The 25945-nt window shown below is 46.0% G+C and carries 29 protein-coding genes and 1 riboswitch; all 29 genes read left to right on the top strand.

The window, feature by feature from the left end:
- Nucleotides 1-180 precede the first annotated feature (180 nt).
- The 29 genes from MKY99_RS28535 (at nucleotide 181) to fabZ (ending at nucleotide 25900) form a co-directional block, all read left to right on the top strand.
- Complete coding sequence (locus MKY99_RS28535; protein WP_339267620.1) at nucleotides 181-1365, top strand: FtsW/RodA/SpoVE family cell cycle protein; 1185 nt, start codon at nucleotides 181-183, stop codon at nucleotides 1363-1365.
- Between the two features lie 83 nt (nucleotides 1366-1448).
- Entirely contained in the window at nucleotides 1449-2204 is a 756-nt protein-coding gene (spoIIR, locus tag MKY99_RS28530) for a stage II sporulation protein R (RefSeq protein WP_339267618.1), read from the top strand.
- 207 nt (nucleotides 2205-2411) lie between these two features.
- A complete protein-coding gene (locus MKY99_RS28525; protein WP_339271822.1) occupies nucleotides 2412-3653 on the top strand; it encodes an L-threonylcarbamoyladenylate synthase in 1242 nt (413 codons plus the stop codon).
- Between the two features lie 127 nt (nucleotides 3654-3780).
- Nucleotides 3781-4353, top strand: a complete 573-nt coding sequence (locus MKY99_RS28520) for a manganese efflux pump (protein ID WP_042192488.1) — start codon at nucleotides 3781-3783, stop codon at nucleotides 4351-4353.
- A gap of 47 nt (nucleotides 4354-4400) precedes the next feature.
- A complete protein-coding gene (locus MKY99_RS28515; RefSeq protein WP_339267616.1) occupies nucleotides 4401-4988 on the top strand; it encodes a low molecular weight protein arginine phosphatase in 588 nt (195 codons plus the stop codon).
- 48 nt (nucleotides 4989-5036) lie between these two features.
- A riboswitch (ZMP/ZTP riboswitch) is annotated at nucleotides 5037-5119 on the top strand.
- A 74-nt stretch (nucleotides 5120-5193) separates the two neighbouring features.
- Entirely contained in the window at nucleotides 5194-5778 is a 585-nt protein-coding gene (locus tag MKY99_RS28510) for a TIGR01440 family protein (RefSeq protein WP_339267614.1), read from the top strand.
- 113 nt (nucleotides 5779-5891) lie between these two features.
- Nucleotides 5892-7139 (top strand): serine hydroxymethyltransferase, encoded by a 1248-nt coding sequence (glyA, locus tag MKY99_RS28505; RefSeq protein ID WP_042192482.1) that lies wholly within the window; start codon nucleotides 5892-5894, stop codon nucleotides 7137-7139.
- A 423-nt stretch (nucleotides 7140-7562) separates the two neighbouring features.
- Nucleotides 7563-8192 carry a uracil phosphoribosyltransferase gene (upp, locus tag MKY99_RS28500; RefSeq protein WP_042131376.1) on the top strand — a complete coding sequence of 210 codons (630 nt, stop codon included), beginning with the start codon at nucleotides 7563-7565 and terminating at the stop codon, nucleotides 8190-8192.
- A 60-nt stretch (nucleotides 8193-8252) separates the two neighbouring features.
- A complete protein-coding gene (wecB, locus tag MKY99_RS28495; RefSeq protein WP_042192480.1) occupies nucleotides 8253-9413 on the top strand; it encodes a UDP-N-acetylglucosamine 2-epimerase (non-hydrolyzing) in 1161 nt (386 codons plus the stop codon).
- 177 nt (nucleotides 9414-9590) lie between these two features.
- Nucleotides 9591-9824, top strand: coding sequence for an AtpZ/AtpI family protein (locus tag MKY99_RS28490; RefSeq protein ID WP_042192476.1), 234 nt, complete (start codon nucleotides 9591-9593; stop codon nucleotides 9822-9824).
- The gene (locus tag MKY99_RS28485) at nucleotides 9817-10194 is read left to right on the top strand and encodes an ATP synthase subunit I (protein ID WP_076285650.1); all 378 of its coding nucleotides are present in this window, start codon (nucleotides 9817-9819) and stop codon (nucleotides 10192-10194) included. The genes MKY99_RS28490 and MKY99_RS28485 overlap by 8 nt, the downstream gene beginning before the upstream one ends.
- Nucleotides 10195-10223: 29 nt before the next feature.
- Nucleotides 10224-10991 carry a F0F1 ATP synthase subunit A gene (gene atpB / locus MKY99_RS28480; RefSeq protein WP_042192471.1) on the top strand — a complete coding sequence of 256 codons (768 nt, stop codon included), beginning with the start codon at nucleotides 10224-10226 and terminating at the stop codon, nucleotides 10989-10991.
- A gap of 104 nt (nucleotides 10992-11095) precedes the next feature.
- The gene (atpE, locus tag MKY99_RS28475; protein ID WP_060625974.1) at nucleotides 11096-11311 is read left to right on the top strand and encodes a F0F1 ATP synthase subunit C; all 216 of its coding nucleotides are present in this window, start codon (nucleotides 11096-11098) and stop codon (nucleotides 11309-11311) included.
- 97 nt (nucleotides 11312-11408) lie between these two features.
- Nucleotides 11409-11897: a F0F1 ATP synthase subunit B gene (atpF, locus tag MKY99_RS28470; protein WP_060625973.1), complete on the top strand. Its 489-nt coding sequence runs from the start codon at nucleotides 11409-11411 to the stop codon at nucleotides 11895-11897.
- Nucleotides 11894-12445, top strand: a complete 552-nt coding sequence (locus MKY99_RS28465; protein WP_042192468.1) for a F0F1 ATP synthase subunit delta — start codon at nucleotides 11894-11896, stop codon at nucleotides 12443-12445. The genes atpF and MKY99_RS28465 overlap by 4 nt, the downstream gene beginning before the upstream one ends.
- An 11-nt stretch (nucleotides 12446-12456) precedes the next feature.
- Nucleotides 12457-13968: a F0F1 ATP synthase subunit alpha gene (gene atpA, locus MKY99_RS28460; RefSeq protein WP_042131369.1), complete on the top strand. Its 1512-nt coding sequence runs from the start codon at nucleotides 12457-12459 to the stop codon at nucleotides 13966-13968.
- Nucleotides 13969-14115: 147 nt separating this feature from the next.
- A complete protein-coding gene (atpG, locus tag MKY99_RS28455) occupies nucleotides 14116-14985 on the top strand; it encodes an ATP synthase F1 subunit gamma (RefSeq protein ID WP_042131368.1) in 870 nt (289 codons plus the stop codon).
- 261 nt (nucleotides 14986-15246) lie between these two features.
- Nucleotides 15247-16647, top strand: a complete 1401-nt coding sequence (gene atpD / locus MKY99_RS28450; protein ID WP_042192466.1) for a F0F1 ATP synthase subunit beta — start codon at nucleotides 15247-15249, stop codon at nucleotides 16645-16647.
- A gap of 103 nt (nucleotides 16648-16750) precedes the next feature.
- The gene (locus tag MKY99_RS28445; protein WP_042131365.1) at nucleotides 16751-17167 is read left to right on the top strand and encodes a F0F1 ATP synthase subunit epsilon; all 417 of its coding nucleotides are present in this window, start codon (nucleotides 16751-16753) and stop codon (nucleotides 17165-17167) included.
- Between the two features lie 196 nt (nucleotides 17168-17363).
- Entirely contained in the window at nucleotides 17364-17621 is a 258-nt protein-coding gene (locus MKY99_RS28440; RefSeq protein ID WP_339267610.1) for a DUF1146 family protein, read from the top strand.
- 200 nt (nucleotides 17622-17821) lie between these two features.
- The gene (gene murA, locus MKY99_RS28435) at nucleotides 17822-19198 is read left to right on the top strand and encodes a UDP-N-acetylglucosamine 1-carboxyvinyltransferase (RefSeq protein ID WP_339243784.1); all 1377 of its coding nucleotides are present in this window, start codon (nucleotides 17822-17824) and stop codon (nucleotides 19196-19198) included.
- A gap of 335 nt (nucleotides 19199-19533) precedes the next feature.
- The gene (gene spoIID / locus MKY99_RS28430; protein WP_339267608.1) at nucleotides 19534-20685 is read left to right on the top strand and encodes a stage II sporulation protein D; all 1152 of its coding nucleotides are present in this window, start codon (nucleotides 19534-19536) and stop codon (nucleotides 20683-20685) included.
- Between the two features lie 61 nt (nucleotides 20686-20746).
- On the top strand, nucleotides 20747-21481 hold the full coding sequence (locus MKY99_RS28425; RefSeq protein WP_042192459.1) for a M23 family metallopeptidase: 735 nt from the start codon (nucleotides 20747-20749) through the stop codon (nucleotides 21479-21481).
- 276 nt (nucleotides 21482-21757) lie between these two features.
- A complete protein-coding gene (gene spoIIID / locus MKY99_RS28420) occupies nucleotides 21758-22045 on the top strand; it encodes a sporulation transcriptional regulator SpoIIID (protein ID WP_019915029.1) in 288 nt (95 codons plus the stop codon).
- A gap of 129 nt (nucleotides 22046-22174) precedes the next feature.
- Nucleotides 22175-23173: a rod shape-determining protein gene (locus tag MKY99_RS28415; RefSeq protein ID WP_042192456.1), complete on the top strand. Its 999-nt coding sequence runs from the start codon at nucleotides 22175-22177 to the stop codon at nucleotides 23171-23173.
- Nucleotides 23174-23220: 47 nt separating this feature from the next.
- Entirely contained in the window at nucleotides 23221-24099 is an 879-nt protein-coding gene (locus tag MKY99_RS28410; protein WP_339267605.1) for a flagellar hook-basal body protein, read from the top strand.
- A 52-nt stretch (nucleotides 24100-24151) separates the two neighbouring features.
- Nucleotides 24152-24973: a flagellar hook-basal body protein gene (locus MKY99_RS28405; protein WP_076285654.1), complete on the top strand. Its 822-nt coding sequence runs from the start codon at nucleotides 24152-24154 to the stop codon at nucleotides 24971-24973.
- Nucleotides 24974-24983: 10 nt separating this feature from the next.
- Complete coding sequence (locus MKY99_RS28400) at nucleotides 24984-25220, top strand: DNA-directed RNA polymerase subunit beta (RefSeq protein WP_339267603.1); 237 nt, start codon at nucleotides 24984-24986, stop codon at nucleotides 25218-25220.
- A 257-nt stretch (nucleotides 25221-25477) separates the two neighbouring features.
- Nucleotides 25478-25900, top strand: a complete 423-nt coding sequence (fabZ, locus tag MKY99_RS28395; protein WP_076285655.1) for a 3-hydroxyacyl-ACP dehydratase FabZ — start codon at nucleotides 25478-25480, stop codon at nucleotides 25898-25900.
- The last annotated feature ends 45 nt before the right edge of the window (nucleotides 25901-25945 follow it).

Below are 25945 nucleotides of genomic sequence, written 5' to 3'. Positions count from 1 at the left end.
AAAGATAACCGTCAGAAACTCATCTTTTAAGGATGGGAACTGGCGGTTTTTTATTTTGGGATGTGAATCTCTGATATCGGGTGTATTACATAAATTTGGAATTGTGGCCTTGAATGCTCTACAATAGAAAGGAGAGACTTTCCTCAGGTGAGGGTGGTTAATAGAGTAAGGGGTTTGCGTATGCTTAAAAAGCTCAAGAAGATCGATAGCGTGATTCTTATTGTTCTAGTTATGCTGATGGTGATTAGTATTCTTTCGATATACAGCGTGACTAATGGTAGATTAGTTCAGAAACTAGATGGGTTCCATCTACAAATGCTTAAATACTACATTGTAGGGTTTGTAGCGTTTTTTGTGCTTACCTTCGTGGACTATAGGATATTTGTTAAATATGCTCTTTATATTTACATCTTGGGTATTGGTCTCCTAGTGTCGGTTAGTTTTTTTGGTAAGGTAAAGAACGGTGCGCAATTAGGGCTAGAGATAGGTGGACTTAGCTTTCAACCTGCGGAGCTTTTTAAGTTGATATTGATTCTTTTACTCGCGTCCATACTGGTCCGTAAACAAGGAGCCACGCTAACCTTCTGGAAGGGAGTCGTTCCGCTGGCGCTTCTTACATTGCTCCCTTTTGCCATAGTTATTGTACAGAATGATCTCGGAAATGCGCTAAGCTACATCGTAATATTAATCGGTCTTCTATGGATCGGGAATATCAAAATTTCACATGCACTCATCGGATTACTAATCGTTGGCGGATTGGGTCTTGCAGGAATTCTGAGCTATATTCACTATCATGATGAAGCGGTATATTTTTTTGAGGAGACCCTTGGCAGGAAGCATTTAGTGGATCGTTTTGATCCTTGGCTCGTACCTGATTTGGCGTCAGATGATGCAAGCTATCACACGAAAAATGCTAAAGTGGCTATTGCCTCCGGAGGGATGAGTGGCGAGGGGTACATGCAAGGAAGCTCTGTGCAGAGTAACCGTGTTCCATATACCTATTCGGATGCCATATTCGTACAGGTTGCGGAGGAGTTTGGGTTTGTGGGTTCAGCGCTGCTGCTGTTGCTCTTTTTTATTCTTCTTCATCGGATGATACTGATTGCTCTAGAGAGTAGGGAGCGTAGTGGTCCGTTTTTGATTATTGGAATTACGGCAATGCTGCTATATCAAATCTTAGAGAATATTGGAGCTTTTATCGGCCTAATGCCGCTTACGGGAATTACACTTCCGTTCATCAGTTATGGAGGCACATCTCTTTTAATTAATATGGCCTGTATGGGGATTGTAATGAGTGTGCATCTTTATGGTCGGGATGTTGAGGAGGATTTGCAGTTGCCTAAGGCGCTTCCTGTAAAATTATAGATTTAATAGATTCATAGGTTTGCAGTCTCTCATCTCTGGACATACTACTAGCATGAGAGTTAAGAGGAGAGGGGCTGCGACAAATGAACGATAATCATATGGATAAAAGAGATTCCTTACGTGTAACTTTTAAGTATACTGCCATTTTAATTTGTTTTTTTATGATCGTTATCATGGCCTGGGAAGGTCAAAAAACCGATGCAGCAGTAGCCGAAGTATCGATTCCACAGGATTCTATCCGGCTGCGTATTCTGGCGAATTCGGACGGAACACAAGATCAACTAGTGAAGCGGCAAATCCGCGATACAATTGTAGAGCAAATGAACCAGTGGGTAACTGCACTTGAGGACCCACAGAGTTTAGAGCAGGCGCGCGCTTTAATTAGAACTCATCTACCAGAGCTTAATGCACTAGTTGGATCGGAGCTAGAGAAACGTGGCATTCAATATTCTTATAAAGTTGAGCTGGGTGTAGTTCCTTTTCCGACCAAATTGTACGGTGGAACAGTCTATCCGGCCGGAGAATACGAGGCTGTTCGGGTAACGCTGGGTGAGGGAAAAGGGCAAAATTGGTGGTGCGTACTGTTTCCGCCGTTGTGCTTTATCGATGCGGGTTCTGGAGATGCGGCGGCACCTGCTGCTAACAAAGAGGCGAAGACCGTTTCGGCTGCCGGGGCAGATAGCGGAGTTAAGGCGCAACCAGCAGTAGGAACAGCTGTACAAGCAGATTCTTCGGCGAAGGATGTTGCGGCAGCGGATTCCGCAGAGCCAGAGGTACGGTTCTTCGTTTGGGAACTGCTGCAAAACCTTTGGAACTGGATTAGCGGATTATGGTCGTAATGCTGATGTTAGCCCTTTGGTTTTGTGGAAATGGTCTATAGTTTTGAATCTAGATATGTTACTATTTCATAAGCAGATCGACTGCGGCGCCTTCATTGGGGCCGCTTTTTGGTAAGATTAGAGTTAATGAACCTCCAGAGTATTTATCCTAAGATTGCAAGAAAAGCTATTGTTCAATATATATCCTGTAGAAAGCCTGTGATGAGAATGAATGAACCACACGACCCTTTATTCGCCGTTCAGCGGCGGAGTGGAAATAGAAATGAGACTGTATATTGGGAACTGGATTTGCTGGAAGATGCAGCTTCGGATTCCGGTGTACTTCAGTCAAGTGAGGAGAATAAGTTAGCCATCGTGGAGGCGGCAGCCATGCTTCGTGAAGGTGGAACGGTCGCTTTTCCAACCGAAACGGTCTATGGACTTGGAGCGGATGCACGAAATACTGCGGCAGTTGAGGCTGTTTTTGCGGCAAAAGGGCGACCGTCTGACAATCCCCTTATCGTGCATATTGCCGATCCAGGTGCTCTGGACGAGCTGGTTACAGAAGTGCATCCTACGGCTGCGGTATTGATGGATGCTTATTGGCCTGGACCGCTGACAGTTGTGCTTCCTGTTCGTGAGGGTGTTTTGTCACCCTGTGTAACGGCAGGACTGGACACGGTAGGTGTTCGTATGCCTGATCATCCGGTAGCTTTGGCGCTGATCAGTGCAGCGGGCTGTCCCGTTGCGGCACCTAGTGCTAACCGTTCCGGTCGTCCGAGTCCGACCTTAGCTTCACATGTGATGGAAGACTTGGCCGGATACATTGGTGGTGTACTTGATGGCGGCGCCGCCGGAGTTGGACTGGAGTCAACTGTGGTGCAGGTGCAGCCTGATGGAAAGGTTGCCGTGCTTCGCCCTGGTGGGATTACTTTGGAGCAGCTAGCTGCTGTAGTGGGAGCAGAAGCTATTGCTGCTGAGCCGGCTGTGGTTAAAGAATTTGGAGCTTCCGCAGCAGCGGAAGCTCCAGTAGCCACTGCACCGAAGGAGCGCCACGGTGCAGAAACTGTTTCCGCCAGCTTGGCGCCACGCGCGCCGGGCATGAAGTACACGCACTACGCGCCGCGCGGCTGGCTCGGTGTGGTGAGCGGATCTTCTCCGCAACGTGTTGCGGATGAAGCCGCGAGTCTACTTCAGGCGGCACAGCTGAACGGCGAAGTAACGGGCTTACTCCTCTTCGAGGAGCATAAGCCCCTCTATCCCGCCGATCCTGCCGCCTGCGTTCTTTCCCTCGGCTCGTTATCCTCGCCGGAGGAAGGGGCGCGCTCCCTATATGCCGCGCTGCGGCGCTTCGATGAAGCGGGAGCGACTTACATCTTGGCCGAGGCTTGTCCGTATACGGGCCTCGGCGTAGCTATTATGAACCGGCTTATGAAGGCAGCCGGTGGTTCCGTCATTGATGCCGGATAGCCACGGCGACCTTTCTATCCAGCTATAGTATAGGTTCTTCGAATCTGAAATCTCCTATGAAGTCATGATTACCCCCTTGTCCGCATATCGTTGTTGTACAAGATATTTCGGACTTGGGGGGTTAAGCATGGGCATAGGAGATGTATATGCCGGTTGGGGGCAGACAGTTACTATTGCTATAATGGCGATTGCATTAGGGATGGATGCCTTTTCGCTCGGAGTAGGGATCGGGATGAAAGGGATTCGTCTGCTGCATATTCTGCAAATGAGTGTGCTCATTGCTTTTTTTCATATGCTGATGCCTCTTCTAGGTTTATTGACTGGAAGTTATGTCGGACATTTGCTAGGTCAAGTAACAACTTATGCCGCAGGAGGGCTACTTGTGCTGTTAGGCGGACATATGGTGTATAACTCCTTTCGTCCGGAAGTGGTAGGTACGCGAGCTATGAATCACCGAACCTTATGGGGAATGCTGCTTCTATCACTCAGTGTTAGTGTGGATTCTTTTTCCGTTGGGGTATCCTTAGGGATGTTTGTGAATGGTGTACTTCTGACTATACTAGCTTTTGGTGCCTGTGGAGGTCTGATGTCAATTATCGGCCTGCTTCTTGGGCGGCATGTCAGTCGTGGACTCGGGGAATATGGGGAAGCACTGGGCGGGGCTATTTTATTGGGGTTTGGCTTGCTATTCATCTTTTGATACAATAACGGCATTACAATATTTTAATTTCATGGGGGTGCAAAAGCATGCTGCATATTTTATTCGTCTGCACCGGTAATACATGCCGTAGTCCTATGGCTGAGGGGCTTTTACGAAAGCTTGCGAAGGAACGTGGAATCGACCTGGAAGTGCGGTCTGCAGGTGTATCTGCCATTTCTGGTACTTCTATATCGAGACATGCTGCAGCTATTTTGCAGGAAGAAGGCATTCATGATCATTTAGAGTCGTCGAAATTAACAGGGCAATCCGTCGCTTGGGCCGATCTTGTACTTACCTTAACCAGTGGACATAAGCAACATTTGCTACAGTATTTTCCGGATGCTGTAACAAAAACATATACATTGAAGGAATACGTGCATAACGAAGAAGCTGTGACTGAGGATATTAAAGAATTGGACAGCCTTTATGCAGATGCTGAGTTAAACATAGCTCTAGGTGGTGAACCCAACGCAACGGATCTACAACGAATGATTGAAATCCGCCAGCGTATCCCAAGCTTTGATATTTCTGATCCATTCGGGGGTACGCGTGAAGATTATGAGCTTACTGCTGCTGAGATTCGCACTTCGTTGTTTAGTTTATTAGATAAACTGGAATCCTTACGCCATTTGTAAATGGTTGATTTTCAGTCGGCTTTGCTTTAAGATGAAAGTACAACTAATCGGTTCCGATGTAACTGGCGACAAATGTGGATCAAACCACGATGGAGCATCGGAATAAACGGCCGGTCGCCTGGGCAAAAGAGCAAATCCGCAGCTACCTGCGGACTGCTCTTTTTTGTTTAAATGACGCTTGTTTGAAGCTTGAGGAGGTAGGGTGATGGACAAAGTTGTGGAGTTATCTTTAACTGAAGCTACTGTCACTGTGTTAAGGGAGTTGGCGGAAGCTGGTAACCTTGGATCTGGTAAAATTGTTGTCCTAGGAGTTAGCACAAGTGAGGTCGCTGGTGTCCGTATTGGAACCGGTGGTGCGCTTGAAGTCGCACAGCAACTGCTTGAAGGGGCTCGTTTGGTCGCAGCGGAAAAAGGATTTCATCTCGTTTATCAGTGCTGTGAGCATCTGAATCGTGCGCTTGTAATGGAACGCTCTTTGCTAGAGTCGCTTGGGCTAAGTGAAGTTTCAGCTGTACCTATACCGGGTGCTGGCGGTTCGATGGCTGCGGCTGCCTATCGCTCTATGAAAGATCCTGTTCTGGCGGAAACGTTAGAAGCACATGCTGGCTTAGACATTGGTGAGACTCTTATAGGTATGCATTTGCGCCGCGTGGCAGTTCCTTTTCGGCCGACCTTGCGGTACATTGGAGCAGCTAGAGTGAACGCGGCATGGGCCAGACCTCCGCTTATTGGCGGCGAACGTGCGGTTTACCGTACTCTTGAACAGAGTGATTCACAGGTTTGTGATTGATGGACTTAGATTTATGTTTTTGCAGAAACGTAGACCTAAAGCTTTTTCGTGGCGGGCAAATCGTTTCTATTTAAATACAACATATCTACACACACTAGGGAGGAAATAAGAACATGGAACAATTACGTAAGAGTGACCCGGCAGTACTGGAAGCAATGGAACTGGAACTGAAACGTCAGCGTGCCAACATTGAGCTTATTGCCTCAGAGAATATCGTTAGCGAAGCCGTAATGGAAGCCATGGGCTCAGTGCTTACGAACAAATATGCAGAAGGCTATCCAGGCAAACGGTATTATGGTGGCTGTGAAGATGTGGATATCGTTGAGAATCTGGCTCGTGATCGTGCAAAAGAATTGTTCGGTGCGGAACATGTCAACGTACAGCCTCACTCTGGAGCACAAGCGAATATGGCTGTATATCTCGCTGCACTTAACCCGGGCGACACGGTTCTTGGCATGAACTTGGCGCATGGCGGACATTTAACGCATGGTAGTCCAGTAAATGCTTCTGGATTACTCTATAACTTCGTAGCTTATGGTGTACAAGAAGATACTTTCCTAATTGATTATGACGAAGTACGCAAAGCAGCCTTCAAGCACCGTCCTAAGTTGATTGTTGCTGGTGCAAGTGCGTATCCGCGCATTATTGATTTCGAAAAACTTGGTGCTATCGCCAATGATGTCGGCGCGTTGTTTATGGTAGATATGGCCCATATCGCAGGTCTTGTTGCTGCTGGTCTTCATCCGAGCCCGGTTCCTCATGCTCATTTCGTTACAACTACAACACATAAGACTTTACGCGGTCCCCGCGGAGGTATGATTATGTGCAGACAGCCATGGGCAGCTGCTATCGATAAAGCCGTATTCCCTGGTTCCCAAGGTGGACCGCTGATGCATGTCATTGCGTCAAAAGCAGTCGCATTCGGTGAAGCTTTGCTGCCATCCTTTAAGACCTATGCTGAGAATGTAGTGAAGAATGCAAATGTTCTTGCAGAAACACTGATTAGCGAAGGGGTTAACATTGTATCCGGTGGTACAGATAACCACTTGATGTTGCTTGATACACGCAACCTGAACATTACCGGAAAAGATGCGGAAAAAGTACTAGATTCCATCGGAATCACTGTGAATAAAAACGCAATTCCATTTGATCCTACAAGTCCTTTCGTAACAAGCGGTATTCGTATTGGTACACCTGCGGTTACTTCCCGTGGTATGGACGAGCAAGCTATGGTGGTTATTGGCCGCATTATAGCTAATGTTCTGAAGAATCCGAAGGATGAAGTGAAATTAGCTGAGGCAGCTCGTCAAGTTGCTGATTTGACGGATCAGTACCCACTTTATCCAGAACTGAAGTACTAGTTCTTATTCTCGTATTCACTAATAAATTCACCTCCACCGAGTCCTGATTTTAGGGTTTGGTGGAGGTTTTTTGTTGTTTATTGTTCACAATATTATCTGGGTAAATTGATGGAAAATCATGAAATCAATCATGAAAGTTCATGGAACTTTCATAAACAATAGTGAAAAAAATGTGAATAGTATGAAAAATGCAAATTTGCACAACCTAATCTAGGTTTTATTCCTGAAAAGGCAACGGAATTACCAATCCTTACCTTTATAAGCGAAGGAAAACACAAGGGTAGGGGTTCAATATGGGTACATGTGCCTTTCTAGGTGAAATGCGGCGATGGGAATGCTATAATAGACAGGATTTAGCCATAGAGAAGCAAAAACGCTTTCTAGGGTTATAGACACGACTTACAATTACCGGAGGGACAGGAAATGGGAAAATTGGTGATTTGCGATCATCCTTTAATTCAACACAAACTAACATTTATTCGCGACGTAAGAACAAACACGAAGGATTTCAGAGAGCATGTTGACGAAGTTGCCACATTGATGGCTTATGAGATAACACGTGATATTCCTCTAGAAACCATTACAGTACAAACACCGGTCACTGAAACGGAAAGTAAAGTGATTTCTGGAAGAATGCTTGGGCTTATCCCTATTCTTCGTGCTGGTCTGGGTATGCTTGAGGGCGTTCTGAAGCTTCTTCCTGCTGCTAAAGTAGGACATGTTGGCTTATTCCGTGATCCGGACACGCTTCAACCGGTTGAGTATTACATCAAGCTTCCTACAGATGTACAGGAACGTGAACTGATCGTAATTGATCCAATGCTAGCTACGGGGGGATCTGCGATTGCTGCTATTACCTCGCTGAAGAAGCGTGGCTGTACACAAATTAAAATGATGAACCTGATTGCAGCTCCAGAAGGTGTTGCTGCCGTTCAAGAGGCTCACCCAGATGTCGATATTTATGTAGCTGCGCTTGATGATCATTTGAATGAGCATGGATATATCGTTCCGGGACTTGGCGATGCTGGAGATCGTTTGTACGGAACTAAGTAAATAGTAATTCGTAATAGGATATAAGAAATTTGTTTATTTTTTGATGAGAGGGTAGGGGTTATGTCCAAAATTAAAGTGATGACTATTTTCGGAGTGCGCCCCGAGGCGATCAAGATGGCTCCTCTAGTTCTTGAACTGAAGAAGCATCCTGAGCACATCGAGTCAATTGTATGTGTAACAGCACAGCACAGGGAGTTGCTCGATCAAGTGTTGGAAGTGTTCAATATTACTCCTGATTACGATCTGGATGTGATGAAGGACCGTCAGACGCTTAATGAGATTACTATTCGAGTGCTCGAAGGCCTGGAACCTGTACTCAGAGAGGTTAAACCTGATCTCGTATTGGTGCACGGGGACACATTAACGACGTTCCTTGCAAGCTATGCCTCTTTCCTGCAGCAAATTCAGGTTGGGCACGTAGAAGCAGGACTTCGGACATGGAACAAATTGTCTCCGTATCCTGAAGAAATGAACCGTCAGCTTACAGGCGTATTAGCAGACCTGCATTTCGCTCCAACGGATTGGTCAGCTAGTAATCTGAGACATGAGAACAAAAAAGAATCAAGTATTTATATCACAGGCAACACTGTAACCGATGTGTTTCAATATACCGTACAGCCTGATTACCGGCATCCTGTTTTGGATTTTGCTTCAGGAAAAAAACTTATTTTGATGACTGCTCACCGTAGAGAATCGCAAGGTGAACCGCATCGGAATATCTTCCGAGCTGTCAAAAGAATCGCTGATGAATTCGAAGATGTAGCCATTGTTTATCCTGTGCATCCGAGTCCTGCCGTTAAGGAACCTGCACATGAAATTTTGGGTGGACATCCAAGAATTAAGCTGATTGATCCGCTGGATGTCGTGGATTTGCATAATTTTTATCCGCATACCCACTTGATATTGACCGATTCTGGCGGTTTACAAGAGGAAGCTCCTTCATACGGAGTACCAGTACTTGTGCTTCGTGATACGACGGAGCGTCCTGAAGGGATAGACGCTGGAACGCTAGAACTTGTGGGCACGGACGAGGAGAAGGTGTATGCACGGACACATGCTCTTTTGACTGATAATGAGCTCTATCAGTCGATGAGTCGGGCCGCCAACCCGTACGGAGATGGCAAAGCCTCCCAACGAATTGTCAATGCGATTTTGCACCATTTTGGTGTAAATAAGGAGCGTCCTGAAGAGTTTCACAGAATGTTCACAAAAAATAAATAATTTCATTTAAAGTAATATCTGATCTGATTAAAATCAACATACAGTGAAACTGTACGGTTTATATGGTTTTGGAACATTTTGCTGTGATTATTTTCATGTTTTCAAGGGTTTTTGGGCAATGTTCAATGAATTGACAAAGACTCCAGAAATTCAGTAAAATTAGTTGGGATTGTAGCCATGAAAGAACAAAATAGCAGGGACAGCTTGTTACAGACCGCGCTTATCATTGGAAGTGCAGGCACTATACTCGCCGCTTACATTGTTATTGGTTTTTTTGCGGCAAGGTGGCTGAAAGACTTGATGGAGGGACCTAAATATTGGCTCGCTATTGGCACTATAACCGGAATGATTCTGGGAATTGTGAACGTCGTCCTGTTAATTAAAAAATTTTTGGGGGAGCAGAATGGATAATATGACTCCCATGATCAATACCGTCACTAGAGTTACGCTCGTCCTTATGGCAGGACTCTTAATGGGCTGGGCGCTTCATCATGAGACCAGGGATTTTACACTGGGCATGACTCTGGGTCTGGTGGCGGGATTGGTAAACTTTCGTTATCTGGCCGTCAAGGTTCGACGGGTAACGCAGTCGATTGCGAGCAACGAAGGGAATGCCTTCAGCCTCGGTTTTGTTACACGGATTAGCTTCGCAATTTTGGTCACCATGTTCGCGGTCAAGATTGAGCATTTCTCCCTGGTAGCAACTATTTCAGGCGTATTCATTCCTCAGCTTCTCGCCATTCCTGCGGGGATATATCTGAGTGTGAAGAACAAACTTTAACCAGATTAAAGAGAAAGGGGGATGATACTATGCATGAGATGCCGAAAATCTTTGTCGGGGGAATACCGATAGATATATCAGCCGTATTGATGCTTCTGATCAGTTGTACAGTAGTATTTGTACTGGTGATGCTGTCGGTTCGTAAGCTTTCGGTTGAAAATCCATCTAAGCTTCAGAATTTTATGGAATGGGTTGTAGAATTTGTAGAGGGTGTCATAAGCAGTGCCATGGACCTGAAGAAAGGAAAACCTTACATATCTTTGGGGCTAACGTTGATTCTGTTTATCTTTGTTTCCAACCTTCTTGGATTGCCCTTCTCAGTTGTAACTGAAGCACATGGACCTGTAACCGTGTTTGGCCATGTGATTGAAGCAACCAGGAACTTGGCGCATGGTGATCATGTTGAGATCTTATGGTACAAGTCGCCGACTGCTGACATTAATATCACTGCAGGATTGGCAATTATTGTGTTTATACTGATGAACTTCCTGGGCATTAAGCTCAATGGCAAGCATTATTTCAAACACTATATTGAGCCGTTTCCAATCTTTTTGCCACTGAACATTATCGAGAACTTGGCAAAACCAGTAGCTCTGGCAATTCGTCTATTTGCTAACATCTTTGCCGGAGAAGTACTGATTACAGTCATTTTGAAACTGGGGATTCTCAGTATTCCTTTCCTGGCTGTATGGCAAGGCTTCAGTATTTTCGTCGGGGCACTACAGGCGTTTATCTTTACGATACTGACGATGGTTTATATCGCACAGATGACGATTCACGAAGAAGAAGCACATTAATGAACTGCTGCGAAGGGAACGGTTATCGTCTGATTTTCTTTCGCGGGAGATATCTTATATCATTAAACACAATATGAACCAAAATTAAAGGAGGATATTTACAAATGGAATATTTAGCAGCAGCAATAGCGGTTGGTTTGGGTGCACTTGGTGCAGGTCTTGGTAATGGTATGATCGTTAGTAGAACAGTTGAGTCCATCGCTCGTCAACCAGAAGCTCGTAATGCGCTTCAAACAACAATGTTTATCGGTGTAGGTATCGTCGAAGTTATTCCGTTGGCAGCAACAGTTATCGCATTCCTAATCATGTTTTCATCTTAATAAACCGTATTTACGGTTTGGCGGGGACGGCCGATGCCATCCGCGCCTTACTTTTGTATACGTCCGCATGACGCGGTAATGGAAGGGAGTGACCTCAGTGGAAATTGTTTGGACAAACATCTTATTTTCAATTGTAGCCTTTGGGATTCTATATTTCTTGCTCAGTAAGTATGCGTTCAGCAAACTGTTCGCAGTTATGGAGAAACGCCGTGAGCTGGTAATGCAGCAAATGGATGAAGCTGCGAAGACTAGAGAGCAAGCGGTCGCGTATGTGGAAGAGCAGAAGCAGGCGCTGAACAGTGCACGCCAGGAAGCTCAACAGATTATTCAACAATCGCAAATTACTAGTAATCAACAGGTAGAACAAGCTTTGGCGCAAGCTAAAGTTGAAGCTGCACGCGTCAAAGAAGAGGCCGTGCGCGATATCGAGAACGAGAAGAATAAAGCAGTGGAAGAGTTGCGCAGCGAAATTGGAACGGCATCTGTTCGTATTGCTTCTAAACTTCTTAAGAAAGAAGTTAGTGCTAGCAGTGAGCAGGAGCAGCTTGTGAACCAATACCTCAATGAGGTAGGAGGCCGATCATGAGCCGCGATACGGTAGTTGCCAAGCGCTACGCTAAAGCATTGTACAGTGCAGCGGTAGAGAAGGGGATTACCCTTGAAGTAGAAGAACAGCTCAAGGCAGTGGTCGAAGTTTTACATTTAGACCAAGAGGTACAGCGGTTTATTCTTGCACCACGTATCTCGGAGTCCGACAAGCTGAAAGTGCTGCGCACAGCACTTCAAGATAAGCTCTCTCCTATTGTAATGAACATTGTAGAACTGTTAGTAGAGCGAGGCAGAACCGATATTTTTGCCGAACTGCTGGATACGTATATTAAGATTGAAGGAGACGCTCTTGGCATTGGTGATGCTAAGGTATACTCCGTTTATTCTTTAAGTGAAGAAGAACAAGCGGCTGTAGCTGCAGAATTCGGCCAGCTAGTAAACCGTAAAATTCGGGTTACGAATGTGGTCGATCCAAGCCTGCTGGGAGGACTGAAGGTTTATATCGGCGATACGCTGTATGACGGAAGTCTTTCTAGTAAATTGGAACGTCTCGAGAAATCCTTTAATGATAAGCATAGAAGATAGGGGTGAGGATATTGGGCATCAGACCTGAAGAGATCAGCACTTTGATCAAAAGTCAAATTGAGCAATATAAAGCCGATATCGAAGTTGCCGAAGTGGGCACCGTCATTCAAGTCGGAGACGGTATCGCTCGTGTCTACGGTCTGGAAAACGCAATGGCAGGCGAGTTGCTAGAGTTCTCCAACGGTGTAGTGGGCATGGCGCTCAATCTGGAAGAAAGCAACGTCGGTGTTGTAATTCTGGGTGAGTACAAGGAAATTCGTGAAGGCGATCAAGTAAAACGTACTGGACAAATCATGCAAGTTCCAGTTGGAGAGGCCCTTCTGGGTCGTGTTGTTAACGCACTCGGTATGCCGCTTGACGGTAAAGGCCCAATTCAAACGACGGAGTTCCGTCCGGTTGAGAATAATGCTCCTGGTGTTATCGACCGTAAATCGGTTCATGAGCCAATGCAAACTGGTCTTAAAGCGATTGATGCGATGGTACCAATTGGTCGTGGACAACGCGAACTTATCATTGGTGACCGTCAAACAGGTAAGACTGCAATCGCAATCGATGCGATTATCAACCAAAAAGGCAACGGAATGAAATGTATTTATGTTGCCATTGGACAAAAACAATCCACAGTAGCACAGGTTGTAGAAACTCTCCGCCGTCATGGCGCGTTGGAATATACAATCGTTGTAACTGCTTCGGCTTCAGAGCCATCCCCACTGTTGTATATTGCTCCATACGCAGGTTGCGCAATGGGCGAGTACTTTATGTACAAGGGCGAACACGTATTGATCATTTATGATGACCTTTCAAAACAAGCTTCGGCTTATCGCGAATTGTCCTTGCTGCTTCGTCGTCCACCGGGTCGTGAAGCGTTCCCTGGTGACGTGTTCTACTTGCACTCTCGTCTTTTGGAACGTGCGGCTAAGCTTAGTGATGAGCTTGGTGGTGGTTCATTAACCGCGCTTCCGTTCATCGAAACACAAGCATCTGACGTATCGGCTTATATTCCTACGAACGTAATCTCGATTACAGATGGTCAAATCTTCCTTGAATCCGATCTGTTCTACTCTGGTCAACGTCCGGCGATCAACGTCGGTATCTCCGTTTCCCGTGTAGGGGGCTCCGCTCAGATTAAAGCGATGAAGAAGGTAGCTGGCTCGCTCCGTTTGGATCTTGCTCAATATCGTGAACTTCAAGCTTTCTCACAGTTTGGCTCAGATCTTGATAAATCTACGCTTGCTCGTCTGAATCGCGGAGCACGTATGATGGAAGTTCTGAAACAGGGTGTAAATCAGCCGTTGTCTGTTGAGCACCAAGTGCTTAGCTTGTACACAGCTGTAAAGGGATACTTGGATGATATACCTGTTAAAGACGTAAAACGTTTTGAAAAGGAATTCCTTGCTTACATGGACAGCAGTGCTGCTGAAGTTGCTCAATCCATCAGAGATACCAAGGATTTGACAGCAGATAACGAAGCCGCTCTTAAAGCAGCGATTGATAAATTTAAAAGAGGCTTTGCTACTAGCTAATCGTACCTAAACGAATCTTACTAAGTGAGCTTTGGCTCTGCCGAAGCTCAGGCTATTACTTATAAAGTAGGCTTTGAATTCGTCAAAGCTAAGAAGATGCTTACGAAGTTAGCTTTGACTTCGTCAAAGCTTTAAGGTGGTGAAATCATGGCAAGAAGCATGCGTGATATTAAACGTCAAATTAAGAGTGTTCAAAACACAAGACAGATCACAAAAGCGATGGAAATGGTAGCCGCCTCCAAGCTGAGAAAAGCCCAGGAGAAGGCAATTGCCGCCCGTCCTTATGCTGAGAAGCTGAAAGAGGTTGTATCGAGCATTGCTGCCGGTACAGAAGGTGTTCAGCATCCCATGCTGGTCAGTCGCCCTGTGAAAAAAACTGGTTATCTTATCGTGACCTCTGATAGAGGGCTTGCGGGAGGATACAACGCTAATATTTTACGTAAGGTGACGATGCTCATCGCGGAACGACATAAATCTAAAGATGAGTACGCCTTGTTCGTTATCGGTCGTAAAGGCCGTGACTTCTTACGCCGCCGTGAATATCCGATTGTACAGGAAGTTACTGAGCTATCGGATGCGCCGAAATTTGCTGACATTAAGTCTATTGCTAATTCGGCAGTACAACAGTTTGTAGATGGTACGTATGATGAGTTGTACGTTTGCTACAACCAATTCGTCAATGCGATTACCCAGATCCCAACCGTTGATCGACTGTTGCCTATGGAAGGCGTAGGAAATCATGAGCATCATGAAGCGACTGCAAATTACGAATATGAACCTTCACCAGAAGGCGTACTCGAAGTACTACTTCCGAAATACGCCGAAACTTTGATTTATAGCGCAATTCTGGATGGCAAGGCCAGTGAGCTGGGTGCGAAAATGACAGCGATGGGCAGTGCAACAAAGAACGCGTCGAAAATGATCGGAGAACTTACCCTTACGTACAACCGTGCCCGTCAGGCGGCAATTACGCAGGAAATTACCGAGATCGTGGCCGGAGCGAACGCTCAGTCTTAAAAATACAAGAACAGTTAAGCAACGTGCTTGACTTGCCTTGTATTTTACGAGAAACAGTGCCGCATGGAGCGATACATAGTATCGCCCGCTTCTGGAGTATGGCTCCTTAAGAACGGCACTGCAGTTCTTCTTAAAATATAAGAAAGTATAGGTTTTACACTATACAAAATGCTTATATTTCTACGAGAAACGGTTGTCATCTTTATAAGACGACAGCGTCGTTTCTTCTTGATGTAACAGCTTTCGAGGAGGGAAATGAAGATGAACAAAGGACGCGTTGTAAGCATTATGGGTCCGGTTGTCGATATTGAATTTGAACGCGGCCAATTGCCCGAGATATTCAACGCTATCAAAATTGAAACCGTCTTGGACAATGGTCGCCAGATTAACCTAACACTTGAGGTTTCCAATCACTTGGGAGACAATTTGGTACGTTGTATCGCGATGTCTTCTACAGATGGTCTGGTTCGCGGACTGGATGCGATTGACCAAGGTGGTCCTATTTCGGTTCCTGTAGGGGAAGCGACATTAGGCCGGGTATTTAACGTACTTGGAAATCCAATTGATAACGCTGGTGAAGTTGTTGCTGAAATAAAGAACCCGATTCACCGTTTGGCTCCGACATTTGATGAATTGTCGACACAAGCCGAAATTTTGGAAACGGGTATTAAAGTTATCGACTTGCTTGCACCTTACGCTAAAGGCGGTAAAGTTGGTCTGTTCGGCGGTGCCGGTGTAGGTAAAACAGTAACGATTCAAGAATTGATTAATAACATTGCCCAAGAACACGGCGGTATTTCCGTATTCGCGGGTGTGGGTGAACGTACTCGTGAAGGTAATGACCTTTATCACGAAATGACGGACTCCGGCGTTATTAAGAAAACAGCAATGGTGTTCGGACAAATGAATGAGCCCCCAGGCGCGCGTCTGCGCGTAGCTTTGACCGGTCTTACTATGGCGGAATATTTCCGTGATGTAGAAGGTCGCGATACGCTGCTCTTTATCGATAATATATTCCGCTTTACCCAAGCGGGTTCCGAAGTATCCGCTCTTCTCGGACGTATGCCGTCCGCGGTAGGTTACCAACCAACCCTGGCTACTGAAATGGGTCAGTTGCAAGAGCGTATCACTTCTACCAAAAAAGGCTCCGTTACTTCCATTCAAGCAATCTACGTACCAGCGGATGACTACACTGACCCTGCTCCGGCAACGGCGTTTGCTCACTTGGATGCAACAACTAACCTTGAGCGTAAGATTTCCGAGAAGGGGATTTTTCCAGCGGTTGATCCACTGGCTTCCAGCTCGCGTCTGCTAGCTCCGGAAATTGTTGGTGAAGAGCATTACAATGTGGCACAAGGTGTTAAACAATTGCTGCAACGTTATACCGAACTTCAAGACATCATTGCCATCTTGGGTATGGATGAATTGAGTGAGGATGATAAGGTTATCGTAGCTCGTGCTCGTAAAGTTGAGCGGTTCCTGTCACAGCCTTTCCACGTAGCTGAACAGTTTACCGGCTTCAAGGGTAAATACGTGCCAATCAAAGAAACTGTACGTAGCTTTAAGGAAATCCTGGATGGTAAGCATGATGATCTTCCAGAAGCAGCGTTCCTTTTTGTGGGTACAATCGAAGAAGCGGTTGAAAAAGCGAAATCGATGTAACACTGAGCTTAGTGAATGCTTTCGAAGCGGGCTTTACTTCGTAAAGCTAAGTGTATGCTTTCGATGAGAGCTTTACTTCGTAAAGCTTTAAGGAGGAATGGAAGTGAATACCTTTTTGTTGGAAATTGTCACGCCGGAGCATCTCGTCTATTCTAAACAAGTGAATAGCTTGACAGTACGGGGAGTCGAAGGCGAGTTGGGTATTTTGCCGGGACACATTCCGCTTGTGACTCCACTTCAGGTTGCTCCGTTATCCGTCAAATCGGACGGTGTTACGATCTCCATCGCCGTTCATGGCGGTTTCGTTGAAGTGCATAAGGACAAAGTAACAGTGCTGGCCGAAAGTGCTGAGCTGCCAACGGATATTGATGTTGAACGCGCCGAGGCTGCTAGAGAACGCGCTCAGCGCCGTCTCCAGACTCGTAGCAAACAAGATGATATCGATCACCGCCGTGCGGAGTTGGCGCTGCAACGCGCTGTTACACGGATTAAAGTGTCCACTGGTAAAGGACAACAGTAGGATATAAGCGGTCAAGCTCTAAGCTTGACTGCTTTTTTTGTTATAGTAATCTATGTAGTAAAGGTTAAGATTTCTTCATTTTTTTGGATATTGGCATTGAATTGTTTAAAAATTTGTAAAAGTACTGGATTCTTTTGCCCTGCGCAAGTATGATATAAGAGTCGATTTCCGAGTAATACGAACACGGAGGGTTAGCATGGGGGATTTATTGTCCAATGGATGGTCTAGTGCCGCTGGAACCAGCAGCATGATCTCAATGATTGTTTCTTTGCTCAGTGTTGTATTATCTTGGTGGGCATTGCAGAACCTTAAGCTGGATTTGGTCATAAGATATCCAAAGAGTCCTCAAGGAAGGCTGCTGCACTTGCTTCTGGCTATTGTACTAGGTCGTTTTGTTGCAGGATTCTTTCTGGATTACCTTAGCTGGAGTGGGATGATCCGCTATATGTTTTAGGAATATGTAGTTTGGTTATAAGTGTCATAGGTCGCAATGGTCAAAAAGTGTCGAATAATAAGGTTTTATTATGTCAACACTGAACTTTAAGGAACATGCCCGGCTGAATGGGCGTATTGATGGAGTATGCGAATTTTTTTGCAATTACTTTTAATCTAAAAAATAATTTAAGAAATAATGGACGCGGAGGGAAACCGAAAATGAGCAAATTTATCGTCCGCGGTGGCAACAGATTGACCGGGAGCGTGAAAGTTAGCGGCGCAAAAAATTCCGTATTACCGATCATAGCCGCCTCTCTATTGGCAGAAGAAGGAGTAAGCGTCATTGTGGACGCACCTCCGCTTGATGATGTAATGACGATTTCAAAAATGTTGGAATCTCTGGGTGCAGGGGTTACATATCAAAACGATATTATCCAGGTGGATGCTACAAACATCACTTCCTGTGAAGCACCTTATGAATGGGTACGGAAAATGCGGGCATCTTTTTTAGTCATGGGTCCTCTGTTATCACGGCTTGGTCATACAAGAATTTCTTTGCCTGGTGGCTGCGCCATAGGCACACGACCGATTGATCAGCATTTGAAAGGATTTGAAGCGCTTGGTGCAGAGATTAGTCTCGGCCAGGGCTACATTGAAGCGAAAAGTAACGGTCGGCTGCGCGGAGCCAAAGTGTATTTGGATGTAGCTAGCGTGGGTGCGACCGAAAATATAATGATGGCAGCGGCACTCGCCGAAGGTGTGACCGTGATTGAGAATGCGGCTAAGGAGCCTGAAATTGTCGACCTGGCCAATTATTTGAATGGTATGGGCGGAATCGTTCGCGGTGCGGGTACAGGTGTTATCCGTATTGAAGGCGTAGAACGTCTGCATGGCGTTAAACATCATGTGATTCCTGACCGTATTGAAGCTGGTACCTATATGGCTGCCGCAGCAATTACAGGTGGGGACGTATATGTGGAAGGCGCAATCGCTGATCACTTGGGACCTGTTATTGCTAAGATGGAAGAGATGGGTGTGACCATTATTCCTGATGAGAATGGGGTTCGTGTAATTAGTGACAAACCTCTTAAAGCTGTTGATTTGAAGACTTTGCCGTATCCAGGCTTTCCAACGGATATGCAGTCACAAATGATGGCATTATTGCTGCGCTCTGAAGGAACTAGTGTCGTTACAGAAACTGTATTCGAGAACCGGTTCATGCATGTGGATGAATTCCACAACATGAATGCTGAGATTAAGATCGAAGGCCGCTCAGCAATCGTTACAGGTAATGCGCAATTGGTCGGAGCCAAGGTTTGTGCTACGGATTTACGTGCGGGAGCTGCGCTTATTTTGGCAGGTCTTGTTGCTGAAGGCACTACTGAGGTAAGCGGAACTCATCATATCGACCGTGGATATGTACATTTGGCTGAGAAGCTGTCTGGACTAGGTGCGGAAATATGGCGTATCTCCATGGAAGACACAGCCGCGCAAACGGTAAAGGACGAAACTCTCAAATCAGAAGTAGCCAAGAGCGAATCAAGCAAAAGCGATGAGGTTAAACCTCGCTTTCAGGTTCAAGCAACTTGGGTATAATATCAGTCATTAAGTGAGAACAGGCTGCAGTGATGCGGCCTGTTCTTTTTTTAAATATAAGAGTTTATATGTTCTACGCTATAAAATATCCTTATATTTCTCGCATAAACGCTTACCGTCCTTATAGGGACAGCGAAGGCGTTTTTGCTTGTATTATTAGAAAGTAAATCTGAATCCTCATCTAATGAGGATTTTTTTTCGTTTGTGATTTTTTAACGCGGGGCATAGTGATAGATACGAGAAAGCTAGTCTCTTTCTCTCAAATATTGTTCTAGTAGTTGCTGTAAATTCATATCTATAAGAATCAACAGTGACTCACGGAAGGAGCCATAGAGATGAAAGATTTCCGCTACTTGCGACGTAATAAGTCAACGCGCTGGCACTCGCGTCCCCTTGCTCCCCGGCTCAGGCGCCTCAGTCCCGCCGCCTGGCTCGCAGCGCCTATCCTGGCGGCGCTGCTGATTCCACTGGCGGTTGTCCCGCTGCACCGGGGACAACCGGCGCCTCCGGCCTTGCCGACGGTAACGGCCTCACCAGCCGCACCAGCGGGGCCGGAGGCGGCTGCGCAGGAAGCGCCGCAGCCGAAGGTCTCCGTTTATTTGTCGCGTAGCGGACAAATAGAGACGTTGCCGCTGGAGGAATACGTCAGCGGCGTGCTTGCGGCCGAGATGCCGGCCAGCTTTGAGCTTGAAGCGCTCAAAGCGCAGGCCGTAGCGGCCCGCACCTTTATCCTTCGCCGCCTGCTGGCTGGCGACAGAAGCGGCGTCCCCGTTCCGGGGGCGGATGTAACAGATACGGTAAGCCATCAGGCTTACGTATCTAAGGACACGCTGGAACGGAAGTGGAAGCTCGGCGGAAGAAGCGCCGACCTCGCAAAGCTTCAGCGCGCGGTCCTTGAGACGCGCGGTGTCATTATGACCTATAAAGGGCAGCCGATTACGGCCTCCTTTTTCGCCTCCAGTGGAGGATATACCGAGAACTCGGAAGAATACTGGAATGCAGCGATTCCCTATCTGCGCAGTGTTACTAGTCCTTGGGAGAAAGAGATTACCCCAAACTATGCGGTGACATCTACATTCACCATCTCGGAAATACTTACTAGACTCGGGCTAAACGACAGAGTAATTCCTGCTTCAAAAAATACTACCCAATCAGGCATGACAAAAAATATCTCTACTTCCTCTGAATTGCCGGTAGAAGTGTTGTCTCTCACCACTGGACATCGGGTTAAGGAAATCTCTATTGGAGGTACTATTTTTACTGGAAGAGAAGTGCGAGAGAAGCTAGGGTTACGTTCCAGCCAATTCAGTTGGGGGCGAAAAGGGAATAAAATCTATATAACTACCTTCGGAAATGGGCATGGTGTGGGAATGAGTCAGTGGGGAGCTAATGGGATGGCGAAGGAAGGCGGAACGGCTACTCAAATTCTCAAACACTATTACAGTGGTATTTCTTTTACGCGAATCTCAACTCTTCTGAAAAAATAACTTGAAAGATACGTATAAAAGATAGAAGCCCGGTAACACTGGTTACTGAGGTGATAACCATATGAATGAACAAGACAAAAACAAAACAAACCATGATGAATCTCTCAAAAAATCGCAGGGAGATTCAGGTGCTAAACCTTCTTCATGGAGTAAGATGTTATCTAAACGTTGGGTGTTCCCAGCAGTCTACACGGCGGCAGCGGCAATTATACTAACTTTGGTGTGGGTCTATCAGGATGCCGGCCAAAAACCGCTGGACACCGCCGCCACATCACAGCAAGTAGGAGCTTCGACTAACGAAGCTGGTACTGCAAACAGTAATCCAGATGCCCTTGAAGTTCTTGCTTCAGCGGAAAGCTTGGTTTGGCCAGTAGCCAATCCAGGTGAAGTAGAAGTGGTCAAACCGTATTATGATGAGAATGGTACAGAGGACAATCACGTTGCCGCAATGGTGCAGTATAACGACAAATTTATTCCTAATGTCGGTATCGATCTTGCCCGTGAAGACAACAATACGTTCGACGTCAAAGCAGCGCTTAGCGGTGAAGTTACTAGAGTGGACGATGTTGCAGTGTTAGGTAAGGTCATTGAGATTACCCATCAAGGTAATATGAAGACCGTCTACCAAAGTCTTGGCGAAACGAAAGTTAAACAAGGCGATGTTGTGAAGCAAGGAGATACGCTTGCAACCGCAGGTCGCAGTGAAATCGAGAAGGACCTTGGCAATCATGTACACTTTGAAGTGTATAAGGATGGCAAAGTAGTTAATCCATCTGAGTTACTGCCAGGTCGATAAGAATATTTACTGCAGGGGGCTAACGCCCCCTGTTATGCTTGTATGTAAATAAGGCTCTTCGTAAGCAGCGTGCTTATAAAGAGCCTTATTTTTCTATGAGAAACGGTTATTGTCTTTAAAGGACTAATGACATTTCGCCTTGCTAATAACAAGGCTTCTTGGGTTGTCCATTAAATAAAATGAGCCCTCATAGGCTTGTCATGTCTTGAAAGCGCGAATATATAAGCCCGCCCCTCATATAATGTACCAAACTATCCACAGTTGGGAGGCGGGAGCGTGCACGATTACATCAAGGAACGTACGATCAAAATCGGACGCTGCATCGTGGAAACCAGGCATACGGTCCGGACCATAGCCAAGGAATTTGGCGTTTCAAAGAGCACGGTGCACAAAGACTTGACGGAGCGTCTGCCAGAGATCAACCCTGATCTGGCCGATCAGGTGAAGCACATTCTTGAATATCACAAATCCATCCGACATCTTCGGGGGGGAGAAGCCACAAAAATTAAATATAAAAAAACGACGGGGAAAAAACGTGAGGTTGCTGTAGCATCAAAGCCATAAGATTTTCGGAAATTTAAGGAAATATTCAGCTTTAAAACATTGTGTAGTTCCCCTAAAGTATGTTATTTTTAAATTTAGTACTAACTGCTGTTTTTTCAATTAAAATAACACTTTGGGGGCTCTTTCATTATGTTTAGCAAGGATATCGGAATCGACCTCGGCACGGCCAATGTGCTCATACATGTTAAGGGAAGGGGAGTCGTTCTGGATGAACCTTCCGTGGTCACACTTGAAAGTGATACGAAGAGAGTCCTTGCGGTGGGAGAACAGGCGCGTCGCATGGTTGGACGTACACCCGGAAATATAACAACTATCCGTCCTTTACGGGATGGTGTCATTGCAGATTTTGAAGTTACGGAAATGATGCTGAAGTATTTTATCGACCGTGTTGGCGGTCGCACCTGGTATTCACGGCCTCGCATTCTGATATGCGCCCCTACAAATATTACATCTGTGGAACAAAAGTCCATTCGGGAAGCGGCAGAACGTAGCGGGGCTAAGGAAGTATTTATGGAAGAAGAGCCAAAGGCCGCTGCGATTGGAGCGGGAATGGATATTTATCAGCCAAGTGGAAACATGGTCGTCGATATCGGTGGCGGAACGACGGATGTAGCCGTACTTTCTATGGGCGACGTCGTTACCGCTTCTTCGATTAAAGTCGCTGGAGACAAGTTCGATGAGGCCATTTTAAGATATATTAAACAAAAGTATAAATTGTTGATCGGTGAACGGACAGCAGAGGATATTAAGGTTACTATTGGTACGGTTCGACCTGGTTTGATGAAGTCCGAAATGGATATTCGTGGCCGGGACATGGTAAGCGGACTTCCCCAAACGCTCACTATTACGGCGGCTGAGGTAAAGGAAGCATTATGGGATCCGGTTTCTTCCATTGTGGCTGCAGCTAAATCGGTACTGGAGCGTACACCACCAGAATTGTCTGCGGACATCATTGACCGGGGTGTGGTTCTTACTGGTGGAGGTGCTTTGCTTAACGGATTGGACGAGCTACTCTCAGAAGAATTACATGTACCTGTTTGGGTAGCGGAAGACCCTATGCACTGTGTGGTAAAAGGAACAGGAATTATGCTGGACAATTTGGACAAGGTCGTTAAGAAAAAGTTCTAAGCAGCCGATATAAAAGGTAGCATTAGATTCGGAAGGAGACTACCTTCATGATAAGAGGTTTATATACGGCCGCTGCAGGTATGGTTGCGCAGCAACGTAGACACGATACGGCAACACAGAACATCGCTAACTTAAATACAACGGGATATAAGCAGGTTGACAGTGTTAATCATGCTTTTCCGGATGTCTTGATCTCGGCTATGATTAATGGCAATACCACGCCGGTGGGGCGCCTTAACACGGGAGTTTTTGCAGAACAGTCAATATCCCAATATTTACAGGGTGATTTAAGGGAGAGCGGCAAGTCTATGGATTTTGCTTTATCTACAGATTTGCAAGTCGCCGACCCTGTGACGGGTCAAAATATAGCCTTTGATGGTTCAGGGAAATATGTAAGTCCTGAGGGTGAGGTTATTTACCGTCCACAGGCTTTCTTTACCGTTCAGGATGCTGAGGGCAATAACTTATTTACCCGAAATGGAAGCTTCACAGTAAATGCGTCTACGGGAGAAGTGTTGAGCAGTGGAGGCTTCAAGGTTCTGGATTCCACTGGCAAGCCACTTGTCTTGACAGGAAATCAGGACACCCTTAAAGTGGACGGGCAGGGTAATGTACTAAATCCAGTAACAGGACTTCCGACAGGGACCAAGATTGGTGTGAGTGTAGTTACAAAGCCGCAGGAGCTTGTGCGTGATGGTAAAGGTGTGTTTCACGCTGATGATATAGCGGCGGCGGACATTCGTTACTCCAATGCAACTGATAACTTACAGGTGCGTCAAGGGTATTTAGAGGGCTCCAATGTTGACCCTACTCAGGTTACTGTTGATTTGAATGCCGCATACCGGGCATATGAAGCGAACCAAAAGATCGTCCAATACTATGATAGCAGCTTGCAGAAGGCTGTAACTGAAGTCGGCAGGGTATAAGTGCTGCTTATGAAATGGGTTTTACAGGTACAGCTTATAGGAGGTTTGATCTATGAATAACTCAACGATTAGTGCAGCAGTCTCCATGTCGAGCCTTCAGCAGCGGCTTGATATTATAGCGGATAATCTAGCCAATATGGATACAAATGGTTATAAGAGCAAGAAAGGTTCCTTTGAGGATGTGCTGACTCGTGTGCAGCAGCAATCGGATGACTATGATCAGCCGGGCCGCGCTACACCTCTAGGCTTTAATATCGGTTTTGGGACTTATGTGCCTTCGATTACGACTAATTGGGAAGAAGGCCCCCTTAAAGAAACAGGTAATCCAACCGATTTGGCGCTTCAGGGTAATGGGCTGTTTGGAGTTCAGGTCAATGGAACTACAGCTTATACAAGACAAGGTGACTTTCACTTTACGCCTGACACCACTGATGCAACGAAAATGGTCCTTGTAGATAATACGGGGAATCCGGTACTGAATACAGCAGGTAATCCTTTAACGGTCCCTGTGGGCGTGAATGCAGCTATCGATGAATCCGGTCGTGTATTAACGAAACAGTCAGAGAATGGACCTGTTCGGGTAGCAGGTACTATAATGATTGTAGAACCTAAGACACAGAATGCTTTAAAGGCAGTGGACGGGAATTTCTATATGCTTGCCGATGGAGTTACAGCACAGCAGGCTTTTGTACAAAGAGCGGCAGGTGAGGCGTCTGGAATTGGAGTACGCTCAGGGTGGCTGGAGCAGTCAAATGTCGATATGACCACAGAAATGACAGAAATGATGCAGATTCAACGTACGTATCAACTCGCAGCTCGGGCGCTTTCTTCCAGTGATCAGATGCTAGGTCTGGCCAATAACATGCGCGGGTAGAGGTGAAGGAATGGAACGTCAGAAAAAGGTGAAGTCGGAAGACAAACCAGAAGACAAGAAAGAGCCGAAGCGGCGAGGATTATCAAAATGGACACTCATCCAGTGGATTCTTATTCCTTTGCTTCTCATAGCTGCACTTGCAGGCGGACTGGTTGTCGGTTACGTTGTCCTTGGCAAAAAAGAGTTTAGCGATGTTCTACAATGGAGCACATGGAAACATGTCTATGATTTGGTTTTTGCTCCATAATTTAAGATGATAACGACTCCCTTCTTGCTTAAGGGAGTTTTCTTTTTTATACGGATAAATGTATAATGGTGGGGGGCCTCGGGCAGCAAAAAGGGCCCTCTCCGCCATGCTATCGCATCCGGTGGAGAAAGCCCCTTATCTCAACCTCCACTTCTGCAGGTGGTGAAGGATATATATAGTTTTTACCGAAGCTGCCTAAATTTATGCAGTTCGGCGAAGAATAAATGAAGTAACATCCGAAAGGAGTTTTGTTAATAATGCTGGATATCAACCAAATTCAAGAAATCATCCCCCATCGGCCTCCATTTCTGCTGGTGGACAAGATCACTGAGATTGAAATGGGTAAACGGGCTGTTGGCATTAAAAATGTAACGATCAACGAACCTTTCTTCGTAGGTCATTTTCCAGGTTATCCGGTAATGCCGGGCGTACTGATTACAGAAGCTCTTGCACAAGTTGGTGCGGTTGCTATTTTAGGGGTAGAAGCGAATCGCGGTCGGATTGGCTTTTTAGCCGGGCTCGATGGATTCCGTTTCCGTGGTCAAGTCGTACCGGGAGATACGCTCACTCTTGAAGTGGAGATTACTCGCCTTAAGGGCAGTATTGGAAAAGGACAAGCTACTGCGTCGGTTGAGGGGAAAGTTGTTGCCTCTGGGGAAATTATGTTTGCGCTCAGCTAATATTAATTAGCGAATATATATTATACATGGAGAAGGAGAGATTCT

Source organism: Paenibacillus sp. FSL R5-0470 (assembly GCF_037975205.1).
In the GTDB taxonomy this organism is placed as follows: domain Bacteria; phylum Bacillota; class Bacilli; order Paenibacillales; family Paenibacillaceae; genus Paenibacillus_AQ.
Note: the sequence above shows the minus strand (reverse complement) of the source record. Positions and strands in the feature narration are given on the sequence as shown.

Coding starts and splice junctions, on each gene's coding strand:
- MKY99_RS28525 (WP_339271822.1), top strand. CDS start 2,412: ATGAATGAACCACACGACCCTTTATTCGCCGTTCAGCGGCGGAGTGGA.
- MKY99_RS28425 (WP_042192459.1), top strand. CDS start 20,747: ATGAATGAACAAGACAAAAACAAAACAAACCATGATGAATCTCTCAAA.
- atpB (WP_042192471.1), top strand. CDS start 10,224: ATGCATGAGATGCCGAAAATCTTTGTCGGGGGAATACCGATAGATATA.
- MKY99_RS28490 (WP_042192476.1), top strand. CDS start 9,591: ATGAAAGAACAAAATAGCAGGGACAGCTTGTTACAGACCGCGCTTATC.
- murA (WP_339243784.1), top strand. CDS start 17,822: ATGAGCAAATTTATCGTCCGCGGTGGCAACAGATTGACCGGGAGCGTG.
- MKY99_RS28415 (WP_042192456.1), top strand. CDS start 22,175: ATGTTTAGCAAGGATATCGGAATCGACCTCGGCACGGCCAATGTGCTC.
- spoIIR (WP_339267618.1), top strand. CDS start 1,449: ATGAACGATAATCATATGGATAAAAGAGATTCCTTACGTGTAACTTTT.
- MKY99_RS28400 (WP_339267603.1), top strand. CDS start 24,984: ATGGAACGTCAGAAAAAGGTGAAGTCGGAAGACAAACCAGAAGACAAG.
- fabZ (WP_076285655.1), top strand. CDS start 25,478: ATGCTGGATATCAACCAAATTCAAGAAATCATCCCCCATCGGCCTCCA.
- wecB (WP_042192480.1), top strand. CDS start 8,253: ATGTCCAAAATTAAAGTGATGACTATTTTCGGAGTGCGCCCCGAGGCG.
- MKY99_RS28535 (WP_339267620.1), top strand. CDS start 181: ATGCTTAAAAAGCTCAAGAAGATCGATAGCGTGATTCTTATTGTTCTA.
- atpE (WP_060625974.1), top strand. CDS start 11,096: ATGGAATATTTAGCAGCAGCAATAGCGGTTGGTTTGGGTGCACTTGGT.
- MKY99_RS28515 (WP_339267616.1), top strand. CDS start 4,401: ATGCTGCATATTTTATTCGTCTGCACCGGTAATACATGCCGTAGTCCT.
- atpG (WP_042131368.1), top strand. CDS start 14,116: ATGGCAAGAAGCATGCGTGATATTAAACGTCAAATTAAGAGTGTTCAA.
- MKY99_RS28520 (WP_042192488.1), top strand. CDS start 3,781: ATGGGCATAGGAGATGTATATGCCGGTTGGGGGCAGACAGTTACTATT.
- glyA (WP_042192482.1), top strand. CDS start 5,892: ATGGAACAATTACGTAAGAGTGACCCGGCAGTACTGGAAGCAATGGAA.
- MKY99_RS28465 (WP_042192468.1), top strand. CDS start 11,894: ATGAGCCGCGATACGGTAGTTGCCAAGCGCTACGCTAAAGCATTGTAC.
- upp (WP_042131376.1), top strand. CDS start 7,563: ATGGGAAAATTGGTGATTTGCGATCATCCTTTAATTCAACACAAACTA.
- spoIID (WP_339267608.1), top strand. CDS start 19,534: ATGAAAGATTTCCGCTACTTGCGACGTAATAAGTCAACGCGCTGGCAC.
- MKY99_RS28485 (WP_076285650.1), top strand. CDS start 9,817: ATGGATAATATGACTCCCATGATCAATACCGTCACTAGAGTTACGCTC.
- MKY99_RS28440 (WP_339267610.1), top strand. CDS start 17,364: ATGGGGGATTTATTGTCCAATGGATGGTCTAGTGCCGCTGGAACCAGC.
- MKY99_RS28410 (WP_339267605.1), top strand. CDS start 23,221: ATGATAAGAGGTTTATATACGGCCGCTGCAGGTATGGTTGCGCAGCAA.
- atpD (WP_042192466.1), top strand. CDS start 15,247: ATGAACAAAGGACGCGTTGTAAGCATTATGGGTCCGGTTGTCGATATT.
- MKY99_RS28510 (WP_339267614.1), top strand. CDS start 5,194: ATGGACAAAGTTGTGGAGTTATCTTTAACTGAAGCTACTGTCACTGTG.
- MKY99_RS28405 (WP_076285654.1), top strand. CDS start 24,152: ATGAATAACTCAACGATTAGTGCAGCAGTCTCCATGTCGAGCCTTCAG.